Origin of the sequence: Brevibacillus sp. LEMMJ03 (assembly GCF_007197875.1) — a bacterium.
GTDB classification, from domain to species: Bacteria; Bacillota; Bacilli; order Brevibacillales; family Brevibacillaceae; genus Brevibacillus; species Brevibacillus thermoruber.
On sequence record NZ_VKJN01000026.1, the window covers coordinates 1 to 22,588 of the forward strand.

The 22,588-nt window shown below is 59.6% G+C and carries 26 protein-coding genes and 1 tRNA gene; 16 read left to right on the forward strand and 11 right to left on the reverse strand.

What is annotated here, in order from left to right; all coding sequences use genetic code 11:
* Positions 1–182 precede the first annotated feature (182 nt).
* The 4 genes from FOI68_RS21200 to FOI68_RS21210 all read left to right on the forward strand — a co-directional run bounded on the left by FOI68_RS21200 (position 183) and on the right by FOI68_RS21210 (position 1,993).
* Positions 183–740 carry an AAA family ATPase gene (locus FOI68_RS21200; RefSeq protein WP_143864218.1) on the forward strand — a complete coding sequence of 186 codons (558 nt, stop codon included), beginning with the start codon at positions 183–185 and terminating at the stop codon, positions 738–740.
* A 187-nt stretch (positions 741–927) separates the two neighbouring features.
* Entirely contained in the window at positions 928–1,101 is a 174-nt protein-coding gene (locus FOI68_RS23640) for a hypothetical protein (protein WP_156110492.1), read from the forward strand.
* A 24-nt stretch (positions 1,102–1,125) separates the two neighbouring features.
* Complete coding sequence (locus tag FOI68_RS21205; protein ID WP_029098138.1) at positions 1,126–1,305, forward strand: H-type small acid-soluble spore protein; 180 nt, start codon at positions 1,126–1,128, stop codon at positions 1,303–1,305.
* A 154-nt stretch (positions 1,306–1,459) separates the two neighbouring features.
* Positions 1,460–1,993 carry a hypothetical protein gene (locus FOI68_RS21210; RefSeq protein WP_143864219.1) on the forward strand — a complete coding sequence of 178 codons (534 nt, stop codon included), beginning with the start codon at positions 1,460–1,462 and terminating at the stop codon, positions 1,991–1,993.
* A 104-nt stretch (positions 1,994–2,097) separates the two neighbouring features.
* Here FOI68_RS21210 and clpP read toward each other — a convergent pair whose 3' ends face one another.
* The 5 genes from clpP to FOI68_RS21235 all read right to left on the reverse strand — a co-directional run bounded on the left by clpP (position 2,098) and on the right by FOI68_RS21235 (position 5,450).
* Positions 2,098–2,694: an ATP-dependent Clp endopeptidase proteolytic subunit ClpP gene (clpP, locus tag FOI68_RS21215; RefSeq protein WP_029098140.1), complete on the reverse strand. Its 597-nt coding sequence runs from the start codon at positions 2,692–2,694 to the stop codon at positions 2,098–2,100.
* A 119-nt stretch (positions 2,695–2,813) separates the two neighbouring features.
* Positions 2,814–3,953, reverse strand: a complete 1,140-nt coding sequence (locus FOI68_RS21220; protein ID WP_143864220.1) for a bactofilin family protein — start codon at positions 3,951–3,953, stop codon at positions 2,814–2,816.
* Positions 3,953–4,513, reverse strand: coding sequence for a zf-HC2 domain-containing protein (locus tag FOI68_RS21225; RefSeq protein ID WP_143864221.1), 561 nt, complete (start codon positions 4,511–4,513; stop codon positions 3,953–3,955). The genes FOI68_RS21220 and FOI68_RS21225 overlap by 1 nt, the downstream gene beginning before the upstream one ends.
* A complete protein-coding gene (locus FOI68_RS21230; protein ID WP_065067337.1) occupies positions 4,500–5,105 on the reverse strand; it encodes an RNA polymerase sigma factor in 606 nt (201 codons plus the stop codon). The genes FOI68_RS21225 and FOI68_RS21230 overlap by 14 nt, the downstream gene beginning before the upstream one ends.
* A 123-nt stretch (positions 5,106–5,228) precedes the next feature.
* On the reverse strand, positions 5,229–5,450 hold the full coding sequence (locus FOI68_RS21235) for a hypothetical protein (protein ID WP_029098144.1): 222 nt from the start codon (positions 5,448–5,450) through the stop codon (positions 5,229–5,231).
* 213 nt (positions 5,451–5,663) lie between these two features.
* Between FOI68_RS21235 and FOI68_RS21240 the strand changes: the two genes are divergently transcribed.
* From FOI68_RS21240 to FOI68_RS24140, 3 genes are all read left to right on the forward strand, one after another.
* The gene (locus FOI68_RS21240) at positions 5,664–6,125 is read left to right on the forward strand and encodes a copper amine oxidase N-terminal domain-containing protein (RefSeq protein ID WP_143864222.1); all 462 of its coding nucleotides are present in this window, start codon (positions 5,664–5,666) and stop codon (positions 6,123–6,125) included.
* Between the two features lie 394 nt (positions 6,126–6,519).
* Positions 6,520–7,731, forward strand: coding sequence for a branched-chain amino acid ABC transporter substrate-binding protein (locus FOI68_RS21245; protein ID WP_143864223.1), 1,212 nt, complete (start codon positions 6,520–6,522; stop codon positions 7,729–7,731).
* A 70-nt stretch (positions 7,732–7,801) separates the two neighbouring features.
* Complete coding sequence (locus FOI68_RS24140; protein WP_255309701.1) at positions 7,802–7,927, forward strand: hypothetical protein; 126 nt, start codon at positions 7,802–7,804, stop codon at positions 7,925–7,927.
* A 75-nt stretch (positions 7,928–8,002) separates the two neighbouring features.
* Here the strand turns inward: FOI68_RS24140 and FOI68_RS21250 are convergent, their stop codons facing one another.
* Positions 8,003–8,377 carry an AAA-type ATPase lid domain-containing protein gene (locus FOI68_RS21250; RefSeq protein WP_464165361.1) on the reverse strand — a complete coding sequence of 125 codons (375 nt, stop codon included), beginning with the start codon at positions 8,375–8,377 and terminating at the stop codon, positions 8,003–8,005.
* A 267-nt stretch (positions 8,378–8,644) separates the two neighbouring features.
* A tRNA-Arg gene (locus FOI68_RS21255) sits at positions 8,645–8,722 on the reverse strand.
* Between the two features lie 274 nt (positions 8,723–8,996).
* On the opposite strand from FOI68_RS21255, the gene rpoN reads away from it, so the two are divergent.
* From rpoN to eno, 9 genes are all read left to right on the forward strand, one after another.
* Complete coding sequence (gene rpoN, locus FOI68_RS21260; RefSeq protein WP_143864224.1) at positions 8,997–10,373, forward strand: RNA polymerase factor sigma-54; 1,377 nt, start codon at positions 8,997–8,999, stop codon at positions 10,371–10,373.
* A 3-nt stretch (positions 10,374–10,376) separates the two neighbouring features.
* Positions 10,377–10,646 (forward strand): glutaredoxin family protein, encoded by a 270-nt coding sequence (locus FOI68_RS21265; RefSeq protein ID WP_044898990.1) that lies wholly within the window; start codon positions 10,377–10,379, stop codon positions 10,644–10,646.
* Positions 10,647–10,819: 173 nt separating this feature from the next.
* Positions 10,820–11,839 carry a sugar-binding transcriptional regulator gene (locus FOI68_RS21270; RefSeq protein WP_035299339.1) on the forward strand — a complete coding sequence of 340 codons (1,020 nt, stop codon included), beginning with the start codon at positions 10,820–10,822 and terminating at the stop codon, positions 11,837–11,839.
* Positions 11,840–11,863: 24 nt separating this feature from the next.
* Positions 11,864–13,216, forward strand: coding sequence for a Na+/H+ antiporter NhaC family protein (locus FOI68_RS21275; protein WP_143864225.1), 1,353 nt, complete (start codon positions 11,864–11,866; stop codon positions 13,214–13,216).
* Positions 13,217–13,247: 31 nt separating this feature from the next.
* On the forward strand, positions 13,248–14,252 hold the full coding sequence (gene gap / locus FOI68_RS21280; protein WP_029098152.1) for a type I glyceraldehyde-3-phosphate dehydrogenase: 1,005 nt from the start codon (positions 13,248–13,250) through the stop codon (positions 14,250–14,252).
* Between the two features lie 101 nt (positions 14,253–14,353).
* A complete protein-coding gene (locus FOI68_RS21285) occupies positions 14,354–15,538 on the forward strand; it encodes a phosphoglycerate kinase (RefSeq protein ID WP_029098153.1) in 1,185 nt (394 codons plus the stop codon).
* 14 nt (positions 15,539–15,552) lie between these two features.
* Positions 15,553–16,320, forward strand: a complete 768-nt coding sequence (gene tpiA / locus FOI68_RS21290) for a triose-phosphate isomerase (protein ID WP_143864226.1) — start codon at positions 15,553–15,555, stop codon at positions 16,318–16,320.
* A 13-nt stretch (positions 16,321–16,333) separates the two neighbouring features.
* Positions 16,334–17,875, forward strand: coding sequence for a 2,3-bisphosphoglycerate-independent phosphoglycerate mutase (gene gpmI, locus FOI68_RS21295; protein WP_143864227.1), 1,542 nt, complete (start codon positions 16,334–16,336; stop codon positions 17,873–17,875).
* A gap of 110 nt (positions 17,876–17,985) precedes the next feature.
* A complete protein-coding gene (gene eno, locus FOI68_RS21300; RefSeq protein WP_029098156.1) occupies positions 17,986–19,272 on the forward strand; it encodes a phosphopyruvate hydratase in 1,287 nt (428 codons plus the stop codon).
* Between the two features lie 64 nt (positions 19,273–19,336).
* Here eno and FOI68_RS21305 read toward each other — a convergent pair whose 3' ends face one another.
* From FOI68_RS21305 to FOI68_RS21320, 4 genes are all read right to left on the reverse strand, one after another.
* Entirely contained in the window at positions 19,337–19,522 is a 186-nt protein-coding gene (locus tag FOI68_RS21305; protein ID WP_238550937.1) for a DUF4083 family protein, read from the reverse strand.
* Between the two features lie 118 nt (positions 19,523–19,640).
* Complete coding sequence (locus FOI68_RS21310) at positions 19,641–20,465, reverse strand: ABC transporter ATP-binding protein (RefSeq protein ID WP_035299346.1); 825 nt, start codon at positions 20,463–20,465, stop codon at positions 19,641–19,643.
* A gap of 20 nt (positions 20,466–20,485) precedes the next feature.
* The gene (locus tag FOI68_RS21315) at positions 20,486–21,523 is read right to left on the reverse strand and encodes a FecCD family ABC transporter permease (RefSeq protein WP_044898997.1); all 1,038 of its coding nucleotides are present in this window, start codon (positions 21,521–21,523) and stop codon (positions 20,486–20,488) included.
* Entirely contained in the window at positions 21,520–22,530 is a 1,011-nt protein-coding gene (locus FOI68_RS21320) for a FecCD family ABC transporter permease (protein WP_044898998.1), read from the reverse strand. Before FOI68_RS21320 ends, FOI68_RS21315 begins: the two co-directional genes overlap by 4 nt.
* Positions 22,531–22,588: the final 58 nt, after the last annotated feature.

Genomic DNA, 22,588 nt, shown 5'->3' on the forward strand with positions numbered 1-22,588 from the left:
GACCTCTCCCCGGTTGAATATCGAGAAGCGATCGCCGCTTAGGTGATTCCTCTTTTTTTACTGTCTACTTGACGGGGATATGACCACTTCTTTCTTTGCCGGTGCCTCTTTTTCTTTTCCGTTCCGTGCGACGGTGGCTCCTGCTCGGCTGTTTCACATCCCTTGCAAAAGGACGATCGACCATGATTGTAATGATAAACGGTGCGTATGGCGCCGGGAAGACGACGGTTGCCAGCAGGCTGGTTGCATCCATACCGAACAGCATGCTGTTCGACCCTGAAGAGGTTGGTTTTATGCTGCGCCGCATCGTTCCGGAAGAGATCAGGCAGCGCGAGGAAAAGACAGATAATTTTCAGGATTTGGAATTGTGGAAGGTACTGACGGTAAAGGTCGCCGGGTTGCTGAAAATGACCTACGGGAAACACTTGATTGTCCCCATGACGATTATCCATAAGGAATACTTCTCATACATTTTCAACGGGTTCAAGGAACTGGATGAACAAACCTGCCATTTTTGCTTGATCGCCAACCAGGAAACCCTCTATGAACGGCTCAGAAGGCGAGGAGAAGCGGAGGGGAACTGGTGTTACCGGCAGATCCCAGCGTGTGTGGAGGCCTATCAGGACACATGCTTTGAAGAGAAGATCATGACGGATGGGGTACCGGTAGAGGAAATAGTCGATTACGTGAGAAAACGTATCGATGTGTTGGCAAAGACTGCCGAGAGGGTCCTTGATTAATCGGAGGGATTTGGCGTAGCCGCATAAAAACCTCCCGGAACGTGTCTTTTCGGTCGGGACGGCTGCATGTTTTCCCGCCGGACGGGGAAATGCTAACAGATGAAACAGGAGAGGCTTCCACCCGCAACCGCATGCGAATGGGAGCTTCCATCACCCGGTACACAGCCGCGCTGAAGGAGGAAGACGTGTGGAGAACAACCGTGACGCCCAATACGAAGGACGCGACCAGTTTGACATGGACATTGACCGCATGATAAACGAGGGGCTCGGCGGCGGACAGGTGACCGACCAGAACGGACTGATCGAGGAGACGACCACCGATACCATGACCGGAGCCAGCACGGCCCGCGACAACCGCTGACAGCACCAAGGGAGGGATTCACGCATGGATGTGAAGCGCGCACAGGAAATCCTGCGCTCCTCGGACAAAATCGAAGTCCAATACAAGGGGCAGCCGGTCTGGATCGACGGTGTGGATGAACGAACCGCGACGGCCCGCGTACACGCCGAAGGCAACCCGGCCAACAGCATGACGGTCGAGGTCGGACAGTTGGTGGAGAAGTAATTGCAAAAACGAGGGGAGGGGCATGACGGCCTTTCCCCTCGAGTTATGTCTGGCTTTCCGTAGCTGGGGAGGGGGGGATACGCATCTTCCGTTTTCAGTAAATGTTTCATATAGTTAGTAGTATCAAAACCATTGGGAAAAGGATCTGAAAACGATGCGGCGTTACGATCAATCATTAGGCATGGCAGTAAGCGCAAAAACGTATGGGCAGGTAGGGGCGGCGGCTTTGGTGCTGTTCAGTTCGCTGTTGGTCTGGATTGTCCTGAAGGAGCAGAGCAGTATCTATCAGGATGACTACATGCAAAAAAGCGCCGTATTCTTGCCCTACAAATATAAGGTGGAGTATCGGGAAGAGGGACAAGGGGAAACGACCGAGTACTATTCGTTTGTGACGCCCGATCAAACAGTAACCGGCAGGCCGAAGGAGGCGGGGAACGCACGCCTGATGGAAGCGGTGGAACGGAAAATCGAGGCGATTCTCCGCAGGGAAAGCGATCTGTACCGGTATGGATTACTGCTGGTCTATTCCGCATGGTGCTGGAGGATCTTGCGAAACGATCCGGCTCCCAAGGATCTGCACGGGATCGCCCTCATGTTTTGCCTGTATTTTGCGTTTTCCATCGGGGGAGTCTGGCTCGACATCAGCCAGGATGCCGAACAGATCGGCCGTTATCTAAGCCGTCTGTAGGAGGAAGAACAAGGGCAGCATCTCGCAGGAAAAGGCCATAAACAAAAAACACCCGGCGTACAGGCCGGGTGCCGCGCTTCGAGGGGAATATCCCGTGAAGCCTATTATTTTTTCGAAGAGGATTCCGGTGTGATCACTTTGTCGATCAGGCCGTACTCCAGCGCTTCCTGGGCGGTGAGGAAGTTGTCGCGGTCCGTGTCTTTCTGAATCCGCTCCAGCGGCTGACCGGTGCGCTCGGCGAGGATTTTGTTCAGGTGTTCGCGCATTCTCAGGATGCGTTTGGCGGCGATTTCGATGTCGCTCGCCTGGCCTTGCGCGCCGCCGAGCGGCTGGTGAATCATCACTTCGCTGTTTGGCAGGGCAAAGCGTTTGCCCTTGGCGCCCGCCGCCAGCAAAAAGGCCCCCATGGACGCGGCCATGCCGACACAAATGGTGGACACGTCCGGTTTGATGAATTGCATGGTATCGTAAATCGCCATACCGGCGGTAATCGAACCGCCCGGGCTGTTGATGTACAAGTGGATGTCTTTGTCCGGGTCCTCCGCCTGCAGGAACAGCAATTGCGCCACGACGATGTTGGCGACGGTGTCGTTGATCGGCGTTCCGAGAAAGATGATGCGGTCCTTCAGCAGGCGCGAATAAATATCGTATGCACGTTCACCGCGATTTGTCTGTTCGATGACGGTTGGAATCAAGTTCATATGCATTGAGCCTTCCTCCTCTCTTGGTAAGATTATCATACACGAAAGGTCAGTAAAGGTCAAACAGGTAACTGCAAGCCCTCTTCTCAGTTCTCTCCCAATCCCGCCTATCCTAAACCTTATGGCGTCAGAAATGTTTTATTCGCCTGACGGACCGCGCCGGCCAGCGCCCCAAGGAATGCCATCCAGACCGGCAGGGCGAACAGCCAGCCGGCAAACGGGATAATCAGCAGGCACTGCAGCGCCACCACGCCCAGCAGCTCGGCAAGCAGAGGGGAGAGCCGCCAGCGGAACCGCTCGGCCAGGCGGATGCCGATCCAGGAGCCGACAAACACCTTTGCCGACCAGGTAAGGAGCAGGAATGCCAACAGCAGCGTCACCGCCACCGGAATCCCGACGACGGTCACCAGCAGCACGAGCGAGAGGAGCGGCAGGCCGAGCACGAAGCCGGTTCCCCAGGTGAGCGCCTGTCCCGGGCGCCGGTCCAATTGGCTATAGATGCAGCTCAGCCCGGCCGGGAAGAGAAAGCGCACGGCCAGCCAGAGCAGCAGCGTGCTGAGCAGGGATGAGAGGCCCAGCAGGATGGGAAAGTAGGAAAAGACGTTTTGGTCGGCATTCACCGCCGGGGGGGAATACAGCTCCCTGCCCTTGAGGACGGCGCCGGAACCGATCACAGCCCGCTGCGGACTGGAGTAGACCAGATCGCCGCCGATCACGGCGGGCGCGTCAATCCGCAGGGAGCCGCAGTGGAGAAGCGAGATGCCTTCCCCGATTTCCCCCGTAATGCGCAGCGTGTTCGCCTTGCCGTTGGCTTCGCGGGCCACTTTGCCGTACAGGTCGGCATGGGGGGTAAACATCAGCAGGCTGCCGCCCACCTGGCCGCTTTGTTCCAGCACGATATGGCTGGAACCGGCGGTGACGTTTCGTTCCACCCTGCCCGAGATCGACAGGTTTTGCGTGAAGGCGCGCACATCCCCCTCGACGGTGCCGCCGATCCGAGTGGCGGCCGCGAACGAGAGGACATCTCCCGTGACGCGTCCGTTTACCTGCACGTTTTCCGCAAACACGTACAGGTCGCCGTCCACCGTTCCTTCGATCGTGACCGTGCTGGCGTTGACGGCCAGATCGCCGTCGTGAACCGCGTCAGCCGGCAGCACGTAACTTTGGCTCGACACCGCACTGAATGCATGGACCGCGCTTGCCGGCACGAGCAGGGAAACAGACAGCAGCAGGCATACGATTTGTCTGATCCGTCCCATCAGTCAACCTCCCGATTCCGCAGCCGGGATGGAGGGAAGGGATGGAAGCGTATGTTCACCAGCAGGAGCAGACCGATCAGCAGCAGCAGCGGCAGCGGCAGTGCCACCACGTATGCGCCGGGGACGTCGAACAGGTCTCCGGCGTTGTCCTTCAGCCACAGGGCCGACCCCCAAAAGAAGCGGGATGTCCAGGAGTTCCACGCCGAGGAAACCCAGTGAAACCACACGCTCTGCCAAAAAATGAGGTAACCTGCCGCAACAGCCAGAAGAGCGCTCGTCCCAAGCACCGCCCGCCACAGCAGGCGGCGGCGATGGCGCCTGTGCAGGATGGCAATGCCTTCAATCTGTGCCGCCGTCAGCGAGTCCAGCTCCAGCGGCGGCAGAGACGTATCCGCGGCGAAAAATGTCTCCGCCAGCAGACGCTGCTCGCCGGCCATCTGCTCCCACGACTGCCGGCAGTGAAAACAGTGGGCCAGGTGGTCTTCCACGCGGGCCGCTTCTTCGGCGGACAGCTCGTTGTCCCCGTACATCATCAGTGTCAGATCGTCAATATGCGGCATCGGCCATTCTCCTTTCCTCCCGATGTTTCTCCAGCAATTCTTTCAACTGCTTGCGGGCCCGGAACAGCCGGGTGCCCACGGTGTTTTTGTTCATCCCCACGATGCTGCCGATATCTTCATAGCTCATGTCTTCGACAAAACGGAGGGTCAGAATCAGCCGGTCGGTTTCGTTCAGGGTGTCCATGAGCGCGGTCAGCTCAGTGTGCGTCTCCTTTTCCACAAGGAACCGCTCCGGGCTTTTGACAGGCGCTGCGGGGTGTTTATGTACGTGCAGCAACAACTGTTCGTCCTCCAGCACGATCTCCCGTTTTTTGCGCAGGAAGTCGATGCACGTGTTGGAAGCGATGCGGTACAGCCAGGAGTGAAAGGGCAGTGCGGGATCGTATTTATGCAGATTCTGCGCGACCTTCAGCCAAATTTCGTTGTACAGGTCCTCACCGTCGTGATAGCCGCTGACCAACTTTCGGACGATGCGCATCACGCGCGGCGCAAACAACAGGACCAGCCGGTGAAACGCCCGCGGCTGTCCGTTCACAAACTGCTCGGCCAACCGGGCGGCTTCGCTGTTGATTCGCGCCAGTTCCTGATCCATCACGCATCCCTCCTCCCGTACAACAATACGGGATCGCCTCCGCCAAAATTTCAACAGACGGGGTCCCTTCTCCAACATAGCAGGAGAAACGATCGCCGGAAAGAGGGTTGTCCCGAGGCGGACTCAGGCTTCCTCCGCCTCTTCCGCTTCGGCAAGCTCGACAGCCAGGCGAAGCGTCGCGTTCATTTTCCGCCCCTTGATGATCGTGTATTCCTCCACCTGCCGGGCCTGCAGCTTGTTGATGGCCTCCGCCAATGCCTGTTCGTCCGTGAACGGCTGAATGGTCAGCAGACATTCCTCGTCGTTCGCTTCCTGGTAGATGAGGTACAATCGCTCGTTCGCCACGAGAGCCGCTCCCTCCTTGGACTTATCCACAGAGTTGTTAACAGGTTGTGCACAAAAACGTTTGTTCGCGGGATATGTGCCGTTTCTTCATAGTGTGGCATGTTGGAGCAGGAAGGCTCATAGGGAACTTTTGGGAGAAAAAAGAGGGAATAAAACGATTAATGTCAAATATTTTCAAATTGGTAATTATTTCATTGATCAAGGGGTGTTACCATGCTTCGCAAAATGCCAGCCATGCTGCTGATGGCAGCACTGTTGACCGGAAGCGTCGCGGCAGCCGCCGCCTCTGCCCAGGCGGCACCGGTCCAACAGCAAAAAATCAAAGTCGTGCTGAACGGAAAGGAACTGGTCTTCCCGCAGGACGTAGTGACGGAAAACGGTGTGGCCTACGTCAACGCCAGCACGCTTGCCATTGCCCTCGACGGTACGGCCGCCTGGGACAGCATGACCCATTCCGTGCTGATCGCCAAAAACAACAAGTACGCGCTGCGCATGTACCAAAACAAAACCTTCGCGTACAAAAACGGCAAGGAGACCAACGTGCCGCATCCCCCGCGCGTGACGACCGGCGCCGTGCTCGTGCCGCTGGTGTTCGTGGCGAAGGAGTTGGGGGCGACCGTCTCCTACGACGCCAAGCATCTGACCTACAACCTGTCCATCAAGACGGAGAAGTAAGCGGCCTGGCGGATTCATCCGTTGTAACCGCTCGTCCTTTTCCCGTATAATAAGGCAGAAAGCAGTGGGAGAGGGGAATCGCAGATGGAAACGACGGTCATTGTGGCCAGTGTCGTCATGTTTGTCGGGTTTATCGCCTTGACGCTCTATGTCACGAGCAAAGCGTACTCCCGCAAATACAAGGAATAGACAAAGATGCCGAACGCGAATGCGCCGCTTCCCGGCCGGGGGCGGCTTTCCTTTTTCATCATCATGTAATCGTTCCTATAGGTATCGCCTATATCTTGTATCTATTTTATCTGTTGCAAATTTTCGTATTTATTTTAAAATATGAGCAAGTGGCACTGTTTTCTTGTAATGGTTTGCTCGTAAAGTAAAAGGGGGATTTCTCACGATGAAAAAACAGAAAACATTTGCTTTTCTTGCAACTGTTTTGGCCCTGGGCACCGCCCTGGCCGGCTGCGGAGGCGGCGGACAGCAGCAGTCGAGCAATGGCGGCAGCAGCACCGGCTCCGCTTCCGGTTCGCTGCAAAAACTGGTGATCGCCTCGGTCGGCCCGCTGTCCGGCCAGTACTCCGATTACGGCAGCACCGCCAAGGCGGGGGCCGAATACGCCCTGAAGCAGAGACAGGAAGATTTCAAAAAACTGGGCTTTGACGTTCAACTGCTCGCCCAGGACGACCAGGCCGACCCGAAACAGGGCGTGGCGGTCGCGCAGATGCTCATCTCCAATCCGGATGTCATCGGCGTCGTCGGCCACGTGACCACCGGCGCGTCGATTACGGCATCCGCCCAGTACGAACAGGAAAAACTGGTCATGGTATCGCCGTCTTCGACCGGGGCCAATCTGACGGAAGAAGGCAAAAAAGTGGTGCACCGCATCTGCGCCCGCGACGACCAGCAGGGGTCCAAGGCGGCCATTTACGCCAAGAACCAGTTGGGCGTCAAGACGGCCTACATCGTACACGACAAGCAGGCGTACGGCCAGGGGCTGGCCGACGAGGTGAAGAAGCAGTTTGAAAAGGACGGCGTCCAGGTGGTCGGCTACGAAGGCATTACCGCCGGTGAAAAGGACTACAGCGCCGTGATCAACCAAATCATCGCCGCCAAACCGGAAATGATCTACTTCGGCGGTTACTACTCCGACGCCGGCGTTCTCATCAAGCAGCTTCGTGACAAAGGCTTCAAGGGCATCGTGATGGGCGGCGACGGCTACGACTCCCTCGATCTAGTGAAAATCGCCGGCGCCGACAATGCCAACAACGTCGTGTTCACATCCGTCGTTGGCGACATCGGGGCGACCGAGGAAGGCAAGAAGTGGATTTCCGAATTTGAGCAGGCCACCGGCAACAAGGTGGGGATCTTCACGTCCTTCGGTTACGACTCGATGAACGTCCTGCTGCACGGTCTGGAAGAGGCGATCAAGGCCAACAACGGCCAAAAGCCGACGCGCGAGCAGGTGCTGGAGCAGGTGCACAAGATCAGGGACTTCCAAGGCCAGTTCGTCAAAGTGGCGTTCGACGAAAAAGGCGACAACGAGTTTGCTTCCGTCTACGTGTACAAATACGAAAACGGCCAGAAAGTGTACGTGGGTGAAGCGAAGTAACAGGCGGTTGAGTCCGGCCGGTTGGGACATACTACAGGTGGCGTGAAGACCATCTGCAGAAAGGAACGGGATGCGCATGTCCAACAACCGCAGCACCCAATACGGCGGCAATCAGGGACACAGCAGCAAGTCGCAGACGTCCCAAAAGCAAAAGTCGGAACGGGACCGCAACCTGAACAAACAGGACCCGCAGTGAATACAGCAAAACGCCCTGGAGAGGAGCAATCTCCAGGGCGTTTTGCTGTCAGCGGATGTAATGCAGGGATTCCGCTTACTCCGAATCGGCACGATGACCGCAGTATTTGCGAATCAGCCTGGAAGCGCGAGTTTGGCTCACGTTCAGATCGGCGGCCACTTTGCGGGAGCTGCCGCATTTTTGGTAGGAGCGCACGACCATCTGCCGCTCCACTTCCCGCAGGGCTTCATCCAGTGACGAAAAGGGCGGATCGGGCAGCCGCTCCTTGGTGTGCTGGTGAATCAAGTCAGGCAGGTCCCGCGGATGGATGATCGAGTCGGTCGTAATCACCAGGCGTTCGATGACATTTTCCAACTGGCGCACGTTGCCCGGCCAGGCGTAACCGGAGAGAATCTCCAGCGTCTCCTGTGAAATCAAACGATCCACACCGTACTTCTTGTTGAACTTCAATGTGAAGGAAACATGTGTGCATGGTGCTCCTGACTCCTTGCCTCGCGCAGGTGCCAGGGGCTTTTTTTTTGGGCCGGGGAGGGACGATTTTCAACCGGCGAAAGTTTGTCCAAAAAATCCGCCTCGAGCCGTACCCTTACGGATCGGTGCGCACGACATGCAGGTCGGTGTAACCGAAACGCCGGAACAGGACAGGGGGCATGCACACACAAAAAAACGCGACCCTCCGGCTGGCAGAGAATCGCGTTTATTCCTTGTTGCCACGTATGGTGCGCCCGGTAGGAGTCGAACCTACGCAAGACGCGGTTCCGGAGACCGCCGCTCTATCCACTGAGCTACGGGCGCGTGACGATCTTTATTATAGAACATATTTTAAGCATATGCAAATGCAAAAAATGGAAAATGACAAAAAATCTTTTGAAGGCCGGGGAAGTCCCGCCGCTGCTGCTGCGTTTCTCACGTTTTTCAACGGATCGCACAGCAATCAATGGCGGTCCGTTGGGCGAGCGGACATATCGAAAATAAAATATTGGCAGGAAAATTGCATGACTGAGCGAATATAATGAGAAAAGACAGAAGTGCCTAAATCTGCTGCATGGAAAGAAGGGGGGCGAACTCGATGAACATGGGACTGGGTCTTTATCAGGAGCAGACGCTGAAGCTGGTGATGACGCCGGAGTTGAGGCAGGCGATTACCATTTTGCAGTATTCGGCCGTTGATCTGATCTCCTATTTGCAGGAGCAGGCAAACGAAAATCCCGTAATCGAGTTGCAGGAAGAGGCGGTGGACGCGGCACCTGTAAAACAGGAGCGGCCGGCTCCGGAAATCGACTGGAAGGAGATCGTGGGAAATCGGGCCACAGGCGAATATTCCGCGGGCAAAAATGAAAGCACTTACAATCCGCTCGACTTTGTGCATCAAGAGACGGTGACGCTGTACGAACATTTGGAACGGCAGCTTGGCTACGTCAAGGGCTTTACGCCGCTGCAGCGGAAGATCGCCCTGTTTTTGATCGGCAATCTGGACGAAAAAGGCTATCTGGAAATCCCGCTGGAGGAAGCGGCGGAGCGCCTGGGCGTGGCGTTGAACGAGATCGAAGACGTGCTGGCCGTCCTGCAGCACTTTGATCCCGCCGGGGTGGCCGCCCGCAGCCTGGAAGAATGTCTGCTGCTGCAGCTCCGCCACCTGGGCTTGGACGACGACAACATCGTGCAGGTGGTGAGCCATCATCTGCACGATCTGGCCGACTGCCGCTACCAGCGGATCGCCGAGAAGGTCGGCTGTACGGTGCAGGACGTACAGGCGATGGCGGATCTGCTGCGCACGCTCAACCCCCGTCCGGGTGCCTCCTTTTCCCGCGCCGAGACGCGCTACGTCATCCCCGACGTGGCCGTAGAAAAGGTGGGCGACGACTACGTGGTGCTGGTCAACGACGTGGCGACGCCGCGGATCAAAATCAACAGCTTCTACGAGAAGATGCTGCGCCAGCAAAAGAGCCAGGACGACGCCCGGCAGTTTATTCACGAAAAGCTGAACGCCGCCATGTGGCTGGCGAAAAGCCTGGAGCAGCGGCGGCTGACCCTGATGCGCGTCACCCAGGCGATCGTCGAGATGCAGCGGGAGTTCTTCGATCGCGGCGTCCACTACCTGAAGCCGATGACGCAAAAGGAGATCGCCGAGCGGGTCAACCTGCACGAGTCGACCATCAGCCGCGCGACCAGCAACAAATACGTGCAGACGCCGCGGGGGATTTTCGAACTGAAGTACTTCTTTACGTCGGCGCTGTCGACGGCCAGCGGCCAGGCGGCCTCGTCGGAGAGCGTCAAGCGCCGGATCAAGGCGCTGATCGAACAGGAGGACCGGAAACAGCCGCTGTCGGACCAGAAGCTGGCCGAGATGCTGCTGCAGGAAGGGATCGAGATTTCCCGCCGGACAGTGGCCAAATATCGGGAAGAGATGATGATCCCCTCGTCGGCGAAGCGAAAGAGGTTTTGAGAGATGCATGCAGGCAAACCGTTTGAAATCGTGCTGTACGGGCGGAAACACTGTCATCTGTGCGAGCAGGTGGAGCAGTCGATCCGCCTTCTGGAGCAGGAGTTTCCGCTTCGCCTGACCGTGGTCGACATCGAGGCGGATGATGCGCTGCACGAGCGGTACATGCTGGTCATCCCCGTCGTGGAGATCGACGGGCAGGAGGCATTCCGCTCCGTCACCAGCGTGGTCACCTGGGAAGAACTGCGAGCGGAGCTGGTTCGCCGCTCGAGGTAACCGGCAACACGTCCCTCGGCTCTGGTGGGCTGAGGGACCTTGCATGTTTTTTACAGGTGTGCTACATTCAAAGGGAAGTGAGATTATTTTTTTGCTCCAACCGGGACAAAAAATGTATATACCGGGACAAAAAACGTCCCGGAACAAAAACAAGCAGACGAGGAAGAAGGCAGATGCGGCGTTTCATCGAGATGCAACAAAAACTGCTGCCCGACCTGGTTGACGTGATGCGGCAGCGGTACATGCTGCTTCGCTCGATCGATCACCTGCAGCCGATCGGCCGGCGCGCTTTGGCCCAGGAGCTCCAAAGCACGGAGCGCATCCTGCGCGCCGAGGTGGATCTGCTGAAGGAGACCGGGTTGCTTCACGTCACGGCAGCCGGGATGAGCTTGAGCGAAGAAGGACAGCGTGTGCTGGATGAGCTGGAACCGCTGGTCGGCGAACTGTTCGGCCTGACCGAGCTGGCGGAGCGGCTGCAGCGCGTGCTGGGCATCGCCGAAGTGATCGTCGTCCAGGGAAACGCCGACCATTCGCCCTGGGTCAAACAGGAGCTGGGACGCGTCGGAGCGCGCGTGCTGAAGCAGTACGTGCGGGAAGGGGACATCGTCGCCGTCACCGGCGGAACGTCGATTGCCAGCGTGGCCCAGCATCTGACGCCGGCCCCCGCGTTTAAAGGCGTCCAGTTTGTCCCGGCCCGCGGCGGCCTGGGCGAGCGGGTGGAGCTGCAGGCCAACACGCTGGCATCGGCGATGGCGGCCAAGACCGGCGGAACCTACCGGCTGCTGCACGTGCCGGATCGGCTGCATCCGGAAGCGCTGCAGAGCCTCTTGCGGGAACCTCAGATCAAAGAGGTTCTGGCCCTGCTGAAGCACGCCCGGATCGTCCTGCACGGCATCGGCGACGCCGTCACGATGGCGAGGCGGCGCAGCTACTCCGAAGCGGAGCTGCGCGAACTGGAACAGGCCGGGGCCGTGTCGGAAGCGTTTGGCTACTACTTTAACGAAGCGGGCGAGACGGTTCACCGCATGCCGACAATCGGCCTTCAGCTCGAGGACGTCAAAAAGGCGGAGGCGGTACTCTCCATCGCGGGCGGCGAGAGCAAGGCGAAAGCGATCCTTTCCTTTGCCAAACAGTCGTGCCAGAATGTACTCATCACGGACGAAGGGGCCGCGCGGGCCATTCTGTCCGCATGACTGCAGCGGAAGGAAGAGCGCTTCATGAACGTGCTGACAGTGCTCCCCGTCTTGTCGCTGATCGCCGGAATCGCGCTGAGCCTGAGTTTCGGCTTTCCGCTGTTTCTGGGGATGGTTTTCGCCATCTTGGTCACACTTGTTAGTGTAAATCGCCTTGGCTATTCCTGGAGGGAGCTGTTCGCGTTCGGCTGGGACGGCGTGAAGCAGACCAAACCGGTGCTGCTCATCCTGTTTCTGGTGGGGCTGCTCATCCCCCTCCTGATGATGGGGGGCACGATTCCCGCCATCATCTACTACGGGCTGTCCGTCGTCGACGTCCGCTGCCTGCTGGTTCTCTCCTTTCTCCTGACGGCGGCGACCAGCTTCCTGCTGGGCACCTCGGTGGGGACGCTGAGCACGATCGGCCTGTCGTTGATGGGGATCGCCCACACGGCCGGCGTGCCGGGCGGGATCGTGGGAGGCGCGCTGATCAGCGGCGCAATGGTGGGGGAACGGTTTTCCCCCATCTCCAGCAGCCGACTGCTGGTGTTGAGCAGCGTCAGCATGACGGAAGAGGAGGAGCGCCGCACCAACCGCCCCGCCCTGTTCACGGTGGGGGCGTGCGCGCTGTTGTTCCTGCTGATCGACCTGCTGCGCAGCCAGACGGGCGAAGCGGGAACGATCGGCTATTACCAGGAACTGCTGCGCCGGTTCTTTTCCGTCGGCTGGCTGCCGCTGGTTCCGCTGATTGTGCTGATCGGCTCGTTTGCCCTGCGGGTCAGGGCAATCCCGGCCCTGCTGTTCGGCATCGCCGCAGCCGCGGCGCTCGTGCTGGCGACCTCGCCGCTGGACGCCGGGACCATCGTCCGCTCCGTCCTGAGCGGATACGAGCTGCATTCCGGCACGCCGCTGGACCAACTGGTGCACGGAGGGGGGATGGCGTCCATCCTGAACGTGCTGGTGCTGATTAGCCTGGCCGGCTTTTTGAACGGCATCCTGAACAAGGCCAACCTGTTGGCCCCGTTGGTCGACCGCCTGATGGGGGAGACGAAGCGGCCGGCAGTCTTCGCCGGCAAGGCCGTACTGCTGTCCCTGCTGGTAGTCGCCATTAGCTGCAACCAGACGATTCCGCTGCTGGTGCTCGGCTCGACGCTGCTGGAGCGGTTCTCCCGGCTGGAAGCGGGAAAGGTGCTGCTCGGCCGGACGATGCTGGATTCGACGCTGGTGATGCCGGTGCTCATTCCCTGGAACGGCCTGGCGATGGTGATGGCCGTCACCTTGGGCGTGTCCACCGTCGAGACGTTGCCGTATTTGTTCTTTCCCCTGTTATTGCCGATTGTAACGATAGTCACTGCCCGTTCCTTTCAAACGGCGGGCGTTTTTGTAAAAACCAAGTAGAAAGCCATATGAGCGAGCAGGAGGTATTGTTATGGTAAAAGTGGGTATCAACGGATTTGGCCGCATCGGCCGCAACGTGTTTCGCGCAGCGCTGAACAACCCGAACGTGGAAATCGTCGCCGTCAACGACCTGACCGACGCGCAGACGCTGGCGCACCTGCTGAAGTACGACTCCGTACACGGCGTGCTGGACCTGGACGTGGAAGCGCGGGAAAACACGCTGATCGTCGGCGGCAAGGAAATCAAGGTGCTGGCGGAGCGCGATCCGGCGCAGCTCAAGTGGGCGGATTACGGCGTAGAGATCGTGGTGGAATCCACCGGCCGTTTCACCAAACGGGAAGACGCGGCGAAGCACCTGGAAGGCGGCGCGAAAAAGGTAATCATCTCCGCGCCGGCGACCAACGAGGACATCACGATCGTGATGGGCGTCAACGAGGACAAATACGATCCGCAAAAGCACACGGTCATCTCCAACGCGTCCTGCACGACCAACTGCCTGGCTCCGTTCGCCAAAGTGCTGCATGAGAAGTTCGGCATCGTGCGCGGCCTGATGACGACCGTTCACTCCTACACCAACGACCAGCAGATCCTTGACCTGCCGCACAAGGACCTGCGCCGTGCCCGTGCGGCTGCGACCAACATCATCCCGACCTCGACCGGGGCGGCCAAAGCAGTGGCGCTCGTGCTGCCGGAGCTGAAAGGCAAGCTGAACGGCTTTGCGATGCGCGTACCGACGCCGAACGTGTCCGTCGTCGACCTGGTGGCCGAACTGAAAACCAACGTGACGGTTGAAGACGTCAACCGCGTGCTGAAGGAAGCGGCGGAAGGCCCGCTGAAAGGCATCCTCGGCTACTCGGAAGAACCGCTGGTCTCCTCCGACTACAACGGCAACCCGGCCTCCTCCACAATCGACGCGCTGTCCACGATGGTACTGGAAGGCAACATGGTCAAAGTCGTCTCCTGGTACGACAACGAATGGGGCTACTCCAACCGCGTCGTAGACTTGTGCCAATTTGTTGCAGAACGTGGCTTGTAAAAAGTAAAATAGAACTGTTGTGAAAAAAGGGAGAGCGTCCTCTCCCTTTTTCCCATACGCTATTTTCCGAACATAAGCCATTCTTGTGGGGAGGATCGTTCATGAACAAGAAGTCTATCCGCGATGTGAACCTGGCAGGAAAGCGCGTTTTCTGCCGCGTCGACTTCAACGTACCGATGCAGGACGGCGTGATTACCGACGACACGCGTATCCGTGCCGCCCTGCCGACGATTCGGTTCTTGCTGGACGCAGGCGCCAAGGTGATTCTCGCCAGCCATTTCGGCCGTCCGAAAGGGCAGGTGGTCGAGGAGATGCGCCTCACGCCGGTTGCCGCCCATCTTTCCGCGCTGCTCGGCAAAGAGGTTAAAAAGCTGGACGACTCCGTCGGACCGGACGTGGAAGCGGCCGTCTCCAACATGCAGAACGGCGACGTGATCCTCTTGGAAAACGTGCGTTTCCATGCAGGTGAGGAAAAGAACGATCCCGAGTTGGCACAGCGCTTTGCGCAGTTGGCCGATGTGTTCGTCAACGACGCGTTTGGGGCCGCACACCGTGCCCATGCGTCCACGGCGGGCATCGCCCGGTACATACCGGCGGTGGCGGGCCTGTTGATGGAAAAGGAAATCCGCTTCCTGGGCGGCGCCCTGACCCGTCCGGAGCGTCCGTTTACGGCCATTGTCGGCGGCGCAAAGGTTAAAGATAAAATTGCCGTGATTGAAAACCTGCTGACCAAGGTGGACCATCTGATCATCGGCGGCGGCATGGCCAACACCTTCCTCAAGGCAAAAGGGTACGGCATCGGCGCCTCCCTCTGCGAGGACGACAAGCTGGATCTGGCCCGCTCGCTGATGGCACAGGCCGAGGAGCGCGGCGTCCAACTGCTGATGCCGGTGGATGTGGTGGTGGCGGACCGCTTCGCGCCTGACGCACAGAAACAGACCGTCTCCGTCGACGCGATTCCGGACGGATGGATGGCGCTCGATATCGGTCCGAAAACGGTGGAACTCTTCCGCGGCGTGATCGTCGATTCCCGCACGGTGGTGTGGAACGGGCCGATGGGCGTGTTTGAAATGGACGCGTTCGCCCAGGGGACGATTGGCGTGGCTCAAGCGATGGCCGCCTGCTCCGGCACGACGATCATCGGCGGCGGCGACTCCGTGGCGGCTGTGGAGAAAGCGGGCGTGGCGGAGCAGATGACGCACATTTCCACCGGCGGCGGCGCTTCCCTGGAATTCATGGAAGGCAAGGAGCTGCCCGGCGTGGCCGTGCTGCAGGACAACGAATAAGGAGGGAGATTCCTCTGAGAACCCCAATTATCGCTGGAAACTGGAAGATGCACAAAACGATTGCCGAAGCCGTCCGCTTTGTCCAAGAGGCGAAAGCGGGCAGCGCTGAGGCTGGCGTGGAACAGGTGATTTGCGCGCCGTTTACGGCTCTGGCCGCTCTGGCGGAGGCGCTCAAGGGCACACCGATCGCCCTGGGGGCGCAAAACGTTCACTTCGAGGAGCAGGGCGCCTTTACCGGCGAGATCAGCCCGCTGATGCTCAAGGAGATCGGCGTCCGCTACGTCATCATCGGCCACTCGGAACGGCGCCAGTATTTCAATGAAACGGACGAGACCGTCAACAAAAAGGTGCTGGCCTCCCTGAAACACGGCCTGAAGCCGATCGTCTGCGTGGGCGAAAGCCTGGAGCAGCGGGAGGCGGGCGAGACCGCTGCGGTCGTGCGCAGGCAGACCGAAGCGGCGCTGGCCGGCGTGGAGGCCGCGCAGATGGCGGACGTGGTGATCGCCTACGAACCGATCTGGGCGATCGGTACGGGCAAATCGTCCACGGCGGAAGACGCCAACGAGACGATCGCGATCATCCGCGGCGCGATCGCCGAGCGGTTTGGCCAGGCGGCTGCCCAGACCGTGCGCATCCAGTACGGCGGCAGCGTGAAGCCGGAGAACATCGACAGCTTCATGGCGCAGCCGGACATTGACGGAGCGCTGGTGGGCGGCGCCAGCCTGACGGCGGAAAGCTACCTGCAGTTGGTGGCCGGAGCCGCCGGACAGCGTCAGTCGTAAGGAGGGGAGTCAGATGGCACATCGACCCAAACCGGTCGCACTCATCATTCTGGACGGCTTTGCGCTGCGGGAGGAAACCTACGGCAATGCCGTGGCGCAGGCCAACAAGCCCAACTTTGACCGCTATTGGCAGCAGTATCCCCACGCCACGCTGCAGGCGAGCGGACTGGCTGTCGGGCTGCCGGAGGGGCAGATGGGCAACTCCGAAGTCGGCCACCTGAACATCGGGGCAGGCCGCGTGGTGTACCAGGATTTGACCCGGATCACCAAAGAGATTCGCGAAGGCGCCTTTTTCGAAAACGAAACGCTGATTGGCGCATTCCGCCACGCCAAGGAACACGGCAAGCAGGTGCACCTGTTCGGCCTGATTTCCGACGGCGGCGTGCACAGCCACATCGAGCATTTGTACGCGCTCCTGGAGCTGGCCAAACGGCAGAACGTCGACCGCGTCTTCATCCACGGCTTCCTCGACGGGCGTGACGTGGCCCCGGACAGCGCCGTCGGCTACATCGAAGAACTGCAGGCCAAAATCGCCGAGATCGGCGTGGGCAGGATTGCCACGGTGCAGGGACGCTACTACGCGATGGACCGCGACAAGCGCTGGGAGCGGATCGAAAAGGCGTACCGGGCGATGGTGTACGCGGACGCGCCGGCTTACACCGACCCGATTCAGGCGGTCAAGGAATCGTACGAGAAGTCGATCATGGACGAGTTTGTGATGCCGACGGTGATCGTGGACGAGCAGGGCAAGCCGGTCACCACCATCCAGAGCGGCGATTCCATCATCTTTTTCAACTTCCGGCCGGACCGCGCGATCCAGATTTCGCAGGCGTTTACCAACGACGACTTCCGCGGCTTCGACCGGGGGGAAGGGCATCCGCGCAACCTCCACTTCGTCTGCCTGACGCATTTTTCCGAGACGGTGAACGGCTATGTGGCCTACAAGCCGACCAACCTGGACAACACGCTGGGCGAAGTGCTGGCACAGTACGGATTGAAGCAGCTTCGCATCGCGGAGACGGAAAAATACCCGCACGTCACCTTCTTTTTCAGCGGCGGGCGGGAGCAGGAGTTTCCCGGCGAGACGCGCATCCTGATTCCGTCGCCAAAAGTGGCCACCTACGACCTGAAGCCGGAGATGAGCGCGCCGGAAGTCACCGAGGCGGTGCTGAAAGAGATCGAAGCGGAGCGTTTCGACGCGATCATCCTCAACTTCGCCAACTGCGACATGGTGGGTCACTCCGGCAAAATGGAACCGACGATCAAGGCGGTGGAGACCGTGGACGAGTGCCTCGGCAAAGTGGTGGACGCGATTCTCGCCAAGGGCGGCGCGGCGATCATCACGGCCGACCACGGCAACGCCGACCTGATGCTGGATGAAGCGGGACGTCCGATTACGTCCCACAGCACCTTCCCCGTGCCGGTGATCGTCACGAAGGAAGGCGTGACACTGCGGGAGGACGGCATTTTGGCCGACCTGTCGCCGACCATGCTGGAGCTTTTGGGCCTGCCGCAGCCGGCGGAAATGACCGGGAAATCGCTGATCGCCAAGTAAACGGCAGCGAGTGACGAGCAAGGCGCACCCGCTAGGCCAACGACGAACGCCGCACCCGCGAGTCCCAGGCTGGTGCGGGGTTCTCCATCATAATAAAGGAGATGGTCACAATGACGATGATTACCGACATTTACGCACGCGAAATCATGGACTCCCGCGGCAATCCGACCGTGGAAGTGGAGGTATTTCTGGAAGACGGCTCCATGGGCCGCGCCGCCGTTCCGTCCGGCGCATCCACAGGCGCGTACGAAGCAGTGGAACTGCGCGACGGTGACAAGAGCCGCTACCTCGGCAAAGGGGTACTGAAAGCGGTGGAGAACGTCAACGAGATCATCGCGCCTGAGCTGATCGGCATGGACGCGATGGACCAAGTGGGCATCGACACGGCGATGATCCAACTGGACGGCACCCCGAACAAAGGCAAACTGGGCGCCAACGCGATTCTCGGCGTCTCCATGGCAGTCGCCCGCGCCGCAGCCGCGTCCCTGGGCGTTTCCCTCTACAACTACCTGGGCGGCTTCAACGCCAAGACGCTGCCGGTGCCGATGATGAACATCCTCAACGGCGGCAAGCACGCGGACAACACGGTGGACATCCAGGAGTTCATGGTGATGCCGGTCGGAGCCGAATCGTTCAAGGAAGCGCTGCGCATGGGGGCGGAGATTTTCCACTCGCTGAAAAAGGTGCTCGCCGCCAAGGGCATGAACACGGCGGTAGGGGACGAGGGCGGCTTTGCTCCCAACCTGAAGTCCAACGAGGAAGCGATCACCACCATTCTGGAAGCGATCAAGGCCGCTGGCTACGAGCCGGGCAAAGACGTCTTCCTGGCGCTGGACGTGGCCGCTACCGAAATGTACAAGGACGGCAAGTACCACTTTGAAGGAGAAGGCGTCGTGAAGACCACGGAAGAAATGATCGCCTTCTACGAAGACCTGGTGAGCAAGTACCCGATCATCTCCATCGAAGACGGTCTCTCCGAAGACGACTGGGACGGCTGGAAAGTGCTGACCGAGCGCCTCGGCGGCAAAGTGCAGCTCGTCGGCGACGACCTGTTCGTGACCAACACCGAGCGTCTGGCGCGCGGTATCGAAAATGCGACCGGCAACTCCATCCTGGTGAAAGTAAACCAGATCGGTACGCTGACCGAAACCTTTGACGCCATCGAGATGGCGAAACGGGCCGGCTACACGGCGGTCATCTCCCACCGCTCCGGCGAAACGGAAGACTCCACCATCGCCGACATCGCGGTTGCGACCAACGCCGGCCAGATCAAGACGGGGGCTCCGTCCCGCACGGACCGCGTGGCCAAGTACAACCAACTGCTGCGCATCGAAGACGAGCTGGGCGACACCGCACGTTTCGGCGGCCGCGCCGCTTTCTACAACCTGAAGAAGTAAGCGCAGCAATCGGAAATGCAAAAAAGGTGCGTTCCCTGACAGGGAAGGCACCTTTTTTGTTCGCTTATCGCCGCTGTCGATTCTCTTGTTGTTCCATGAGTTTGTCGAGCTTTTGTTCGATGCGCGTGAGACTGTCGCGTTTGTCCGCCTGGCGCTGCAGCAGCTTGCGAATAAACAGCGCCAGCGCAACGCCGAACAGGGCAATCAGCGCAAACATGACCAGCAAAAGCAGCAACCCGGGAAAACCCACACTGGACAAAGGGAGAATCTCCTTTCCGCCTCGCGAATGTGTACCGTTTGTCCTTCATTGTAACGTTTCGGCTGGCGGGTGTCATGCCGTTTTTTGTGCCGATTTTTCGGCGCCGAGTCTACGCGTGAACCTTCTGTCTCGGCTCGGCGACAGCGGTCAACCGGCTTCTGCTGAACGGGATGCACATCGGCGTGCCGTAGAGCGGATCGTGAGTGATCTGGCACTCCATCTGAAACACGTGGCGGACCATTTCTTCCGTCATGACCTCGTCCGGGCTGCCCTCGGCGTACACGCTCCGGTTGTGCACGGCGACGATGTGGTGGGCATAGCGGCAGGCCAGATTCAAGTCGTGCAGCACCATGACGATCGTACGCTGTTCCGTCCGGTTCAGCTCGTACAGCAGGTCGAGGATCTCGATTTGGTGCGCCATGTCCAGGTAGGTGGTCGGTTCGTCCAACAGGATGGTCTCCGTCCCCTGGGCCAGGGTCATGGCGATCCAGGCACGCTGCCGCTGTCCGCCCGACAGCGAGTCGACGGGATGGTGGGCCAGTTCGGTCAGTTGGGTGGCTGCCAGCGCTTTGGTCACCATCCGTTCGTCTTCCTCCGACCACTGCTGCAGCCAGCTCTGGTACGGATAGCGCCCCTGCTTGACGAGCTGCAGGACGGTCAAGCCTTCCGGCGCTGTCGGCCCTTGCGGCAGGATCGCCAGCCGCTTGGCCACTTCCTTGGTCGACTGCTTGGCGATCGACTCGCCGTCGAGCAGGATCGCCCCCTGCTTGGGCTTCAACAGCCGGGCGAGCGAGCGCAGCAAGGTGGATTTGCCGCTGCCGTTGCTGCCGATGAAGACCGTGATCTGCCCGCGCGGGATGCGCAGATCGAGCGCTTCGATGATATTCCGTTCTCCGTAGGACAACGTCAACTGACGGGTTTCCAAGGCATGCACGCTGCTTCTCTCCTTTCAGCTTACCGGTTTCGGTTTTTGTAGAGCAGGTAGATGAAAAACGGTGCCCCTACCGCCGAGGTAAAGACGCCGACAGGGATGTCGATCGGGGAAAAGGCCGTTCGCGCAATCAGATCGGCAATCAAGAGGATCAGGCTGCCGACCAGGGCCGAAACCGGCAGGGCGCCTCCAAACGAGGGGCCAACCAGCATTTTGGCGATGTGCGGCGCCAGCAGGGCGACAAAGCTGATTTCCCCGCCGACGGAGACGGCCGCCCCGGTTAACGCGGCGCAGATGATCAAAAGCGCAAAGCGGTCGAACTGAACCAGGCTGCCCACGCTCGTCGCCACCTCGTCGCCCAACTGCTGGACGTTGACGCGGCGGGCGAGCAGCGCAGCCAGCGCGATCAGGCCGACAACCCACGGGCCGATCATCTTCACATCGTTCCAGTCGACGCCGTAGATGCTGCCGGTGAGCCACAGGGTGGCCTTGTTCTGCAGGACAAACGGACTGAACAGGATCAGCACCGTGATCACCGCGCTGGCGGCGATTTTGATGCCCACGCCGATGAGCACCAGCCTCAGCGGCGTCACCCCTTTTTTCCAGGCGAGCGCGTACAGGATGAACGTCGTCAGCGTCGCTCCCAGAAACGCGAAGGGGGGAAGCCATTGAATGCTGGCCGATTCAAAGTAGAGCAGGAAGGAGACGGCCGCAACCGCAGCACCTCCCGTTACCCCGAGAATGTCGGGCGCAGCCAGGGGATTGCGGACGATCCCCTGCAGAATGGCCCCGGCCGCTCCCAGAGCGGCCCCCACCAACAGGGCGATGACGACGCGGGGGAGACGGAACTGCATTACGATCAGCGCATCCTGTTCCTCTCCCATCCCCAGAAACGCCTTCAGGACGTTGAGGGGAGAGATGTTCATTTCGCCCATCCCCAGGCTGACTACCGTGACGGCTCCGGTCAGCAGCAGGCAGACAGCAGCGTACAGCAGCGTTTTCTTGTGAATGTGAAAGGAAAAGGAGCCTTTCTTGTTGCGCAGCGGCAGATACGACTTCATTTCTTCTCCAGCCCCTTTCTCGCCACGTAGATGAAGAACGGGATGCCGACCAGAGCGGTCATCGCTCCGATGGGCACCTCTGCAGGCTTGGCGATGAAACGGGCGGCGATGTCCGCTGCGAGCAGGATGGCGGAACCGAGGATGCCGCTGTACAAGAACACCCACCGCGTGTTCAGCCCGACCAGATAGCGGGCGAGGTGCGGCGTGACCAGTCCGACAAAGCCAATCGGCCCTGCCACGGCGACCGAACTGCCGGAAAGCAGGACGATCACCACGCCGGTCATGACTTTTACCAGCAGGGTCCGCTGCCCCAGTCCCTTGGCGACGTCATCGCCCATCAGCAGGGTCTGGATCGGACGGGCGAGCAGGAAGGCTCCCACCCAGGCCGCCACCATGTACGGAAAGACGGCTTGCAAAAACTCCAGCTTGCGTCCCCCCACCGAACCGGACAGCCAGAACAGCACTTCGTCCAGCGCCTTTTCGTTCAGGACGAGCATGCCGTGCCGGGCGGATGCGGCCAATGCGGTGATGGCTGCGCCGGCCAGCGTCAGCTTTACCGGCGTCAGGCCGTCGCGTCCCAGCGATCCCAAGAGGTAGACGACGAGTCCGCTGACCGCCGCTCCCAAAAAGGAGATCCAGGTAAACGCGGTAAGGGAACTGATGCCGACAAACGTCACCGCAAACACGACGAACAGGGCGGCCCCGGCATTGAGGCCGAACAGTTCGACGTCGGCCACCGGGTTTCGCGTCAGCGACTGCAGCAGCGCGCCGGCGATGCCCAGACTGGCTCCGACGGCCAGGGCATTCAGCACCCGCGGGACGCGAACTTCCTTGATGACGATGTGTTCATTGGAACCGTTAAAGTGCGTGTAGGCGTCGATCGCCGTCTGCCAACTGGTGTCGATGACGCCGAAGACGAGGCTGGCGTAGCTCAAATATAAAAGAAGGAACAGTCCGATACAGACGCCAGCGATTTTGAGCGGATTGTTGTGCAGTAACGATTTCATGATCTTCATCCTTGGGTGACGATTTCTACTCGTTTCACATTCCAGTGTAGTTCTTGCA

What these genes read in the sequence shown, in the direction of transcription:
- FOI68_RS21200 (WP_143864218.1), top strand. Translation starts at nt 183, where the DNA reads ATGATTGTAATGATAAACGGTGCGTATGGCGCCGGGAAGACGACGGTT.
- FOI68_RS21205 (WP_029098138.1), top strand. Translation starts at nt 1,126, where the DNA reads ATGGATGTGAAGCGCGCACAGGAAATCCTGCGCTCCTCGGACAAAATC.
- FOI68_RS21210 (WP_143864219.1), top strand. Translation starts at nt 1,460, where the DNA reads ATGCGGCGTTACGATCAATCATTAGGCATGGCAGTAAGCGCAAAAACG.
- clpP (WP_029098140.1), bottom strand. Translation starts at nt 2,694, where the DNA reads ATGAACTTGATTCCAACCGTCATCGAACAGACAAATCGCGGTGAACGT.
- FOI68_RS21220 (WP_143864220.1), bottom strand. Translation starts at nt 3,953, where the DNA reads ATGGGACGGATCAGACAAATCGTATGCCTGCTGCTGTCTGTTTCCCTG.
- FOI68_RS21225 (WP_143864221.1), bottom strand. Translation starts at nt 4,513, where the DNA reads ATGCCGCATATTGACGATCTGACACTGATGATGTACGGGGACAACGAG.
- FOI68_RS21230 (WP_065067337.1), bottom strand. Translation starts at nt 5,105, where the DNA reads ATGGATCAGGAACTGGCGCGAATCAACAGCGAAGCCGCCCGGTTGGCC.
- FOI68_RS21240 (WP_143864222.1), top strand. Translation starts at nt 5,664, where the DNA reads ATGCTTCGCAAAATGCCAGCCATGCTGCTGATGGCAGCACTGTTGACC.
- FOI68_RS21245 (WP_143864223.1), top strand. Translation starts at nt 6,520, where the DNA reads ATGAAAAAACAGAAAACATTTGCTTTTCTTGCAACTGTTTTGGCCCTG.
- FOI68_RS24140 (WP_255309701.1), top strand. Translation starts at nt 7,802, where the DNA reads ATGCGCATGTCCAACAACCGCAGCACCCAATACGGCGGCAATCAGGGA.
- rpoN (WP_143864224.1), top strand. Translation starts at nt 8,997, where the DNA reads ATGAACATGGGACTGGGTCTTTATCAGGAGCAGACGCTGAAGCTGGTG.
- FOI68_RS21265 (WP_044898990.1), top strand. Translation starts at nt 10,377, where the DNA reads ATGCATGCAGGCAAACCGTTTGAAATCGTGCTGTACGGGCGGAAACAC.
- FOI68_RS21270 (WP_035299339.1), top strand. Translation starts at nt 10,820, where the DNA reads ATGCGGCGTTTCATCGAGATGCAACAAAAACTGCTGCCCGACCTGGTT.
- FOI68_RS21275 (WP_143864225.1), top strand. Translation starts at nt 11,864, where the DNA reads ATGAACGTGCTGACAGTGCTCCCCGTCTTGTCGCTGATCGCCGGAATC.
- gap (WP_029098152.1), top strand. Translation starts at nt 13,248, where the DNA reads ATGGTAAAAGTGGGTATCAACGGATTTGGCCGCATCGGCCGCAACGTG.
- FOI68_RS21285 (WP_029098153.1), top strand. Translation starts at nt 14,354, where the DNA reads ATGAACAAGAAGTCTATCCGCGATGTGAACCTGGCAGGAAAGCGCGTT.
- gpmI (WP_143864227.1), top strand. Translation starts at nt 16,334, where the DNA reads ATGGCACATCGACCCAAACCGGTCGCACTCATCATTCTGGACGGCTTT.
- eno (WP_029098156.1), top strand. Translation starts at nt 17,986, where the DNA reads ATGACGATGATTACCGACATTTACGCACGCGAAATCATGGACTCCCGC.
- FOI68_RS21315 (WP_044898997.1), bottom strand. Translation starts at nt 21,523, where the DNA reads ATGAAGTCGTATCTGCCGCTGCGCAACAAGAAAGGCTCCTTTTCCTTT.
- FOI68_RS21320 (WP_044898998.1), bottom strand. Translation starts at nt 22,530, where the DNA reads ATGAAATCGTTACTGCACAACAATCCGCTCAAAATCGCTGGCGTCTGT.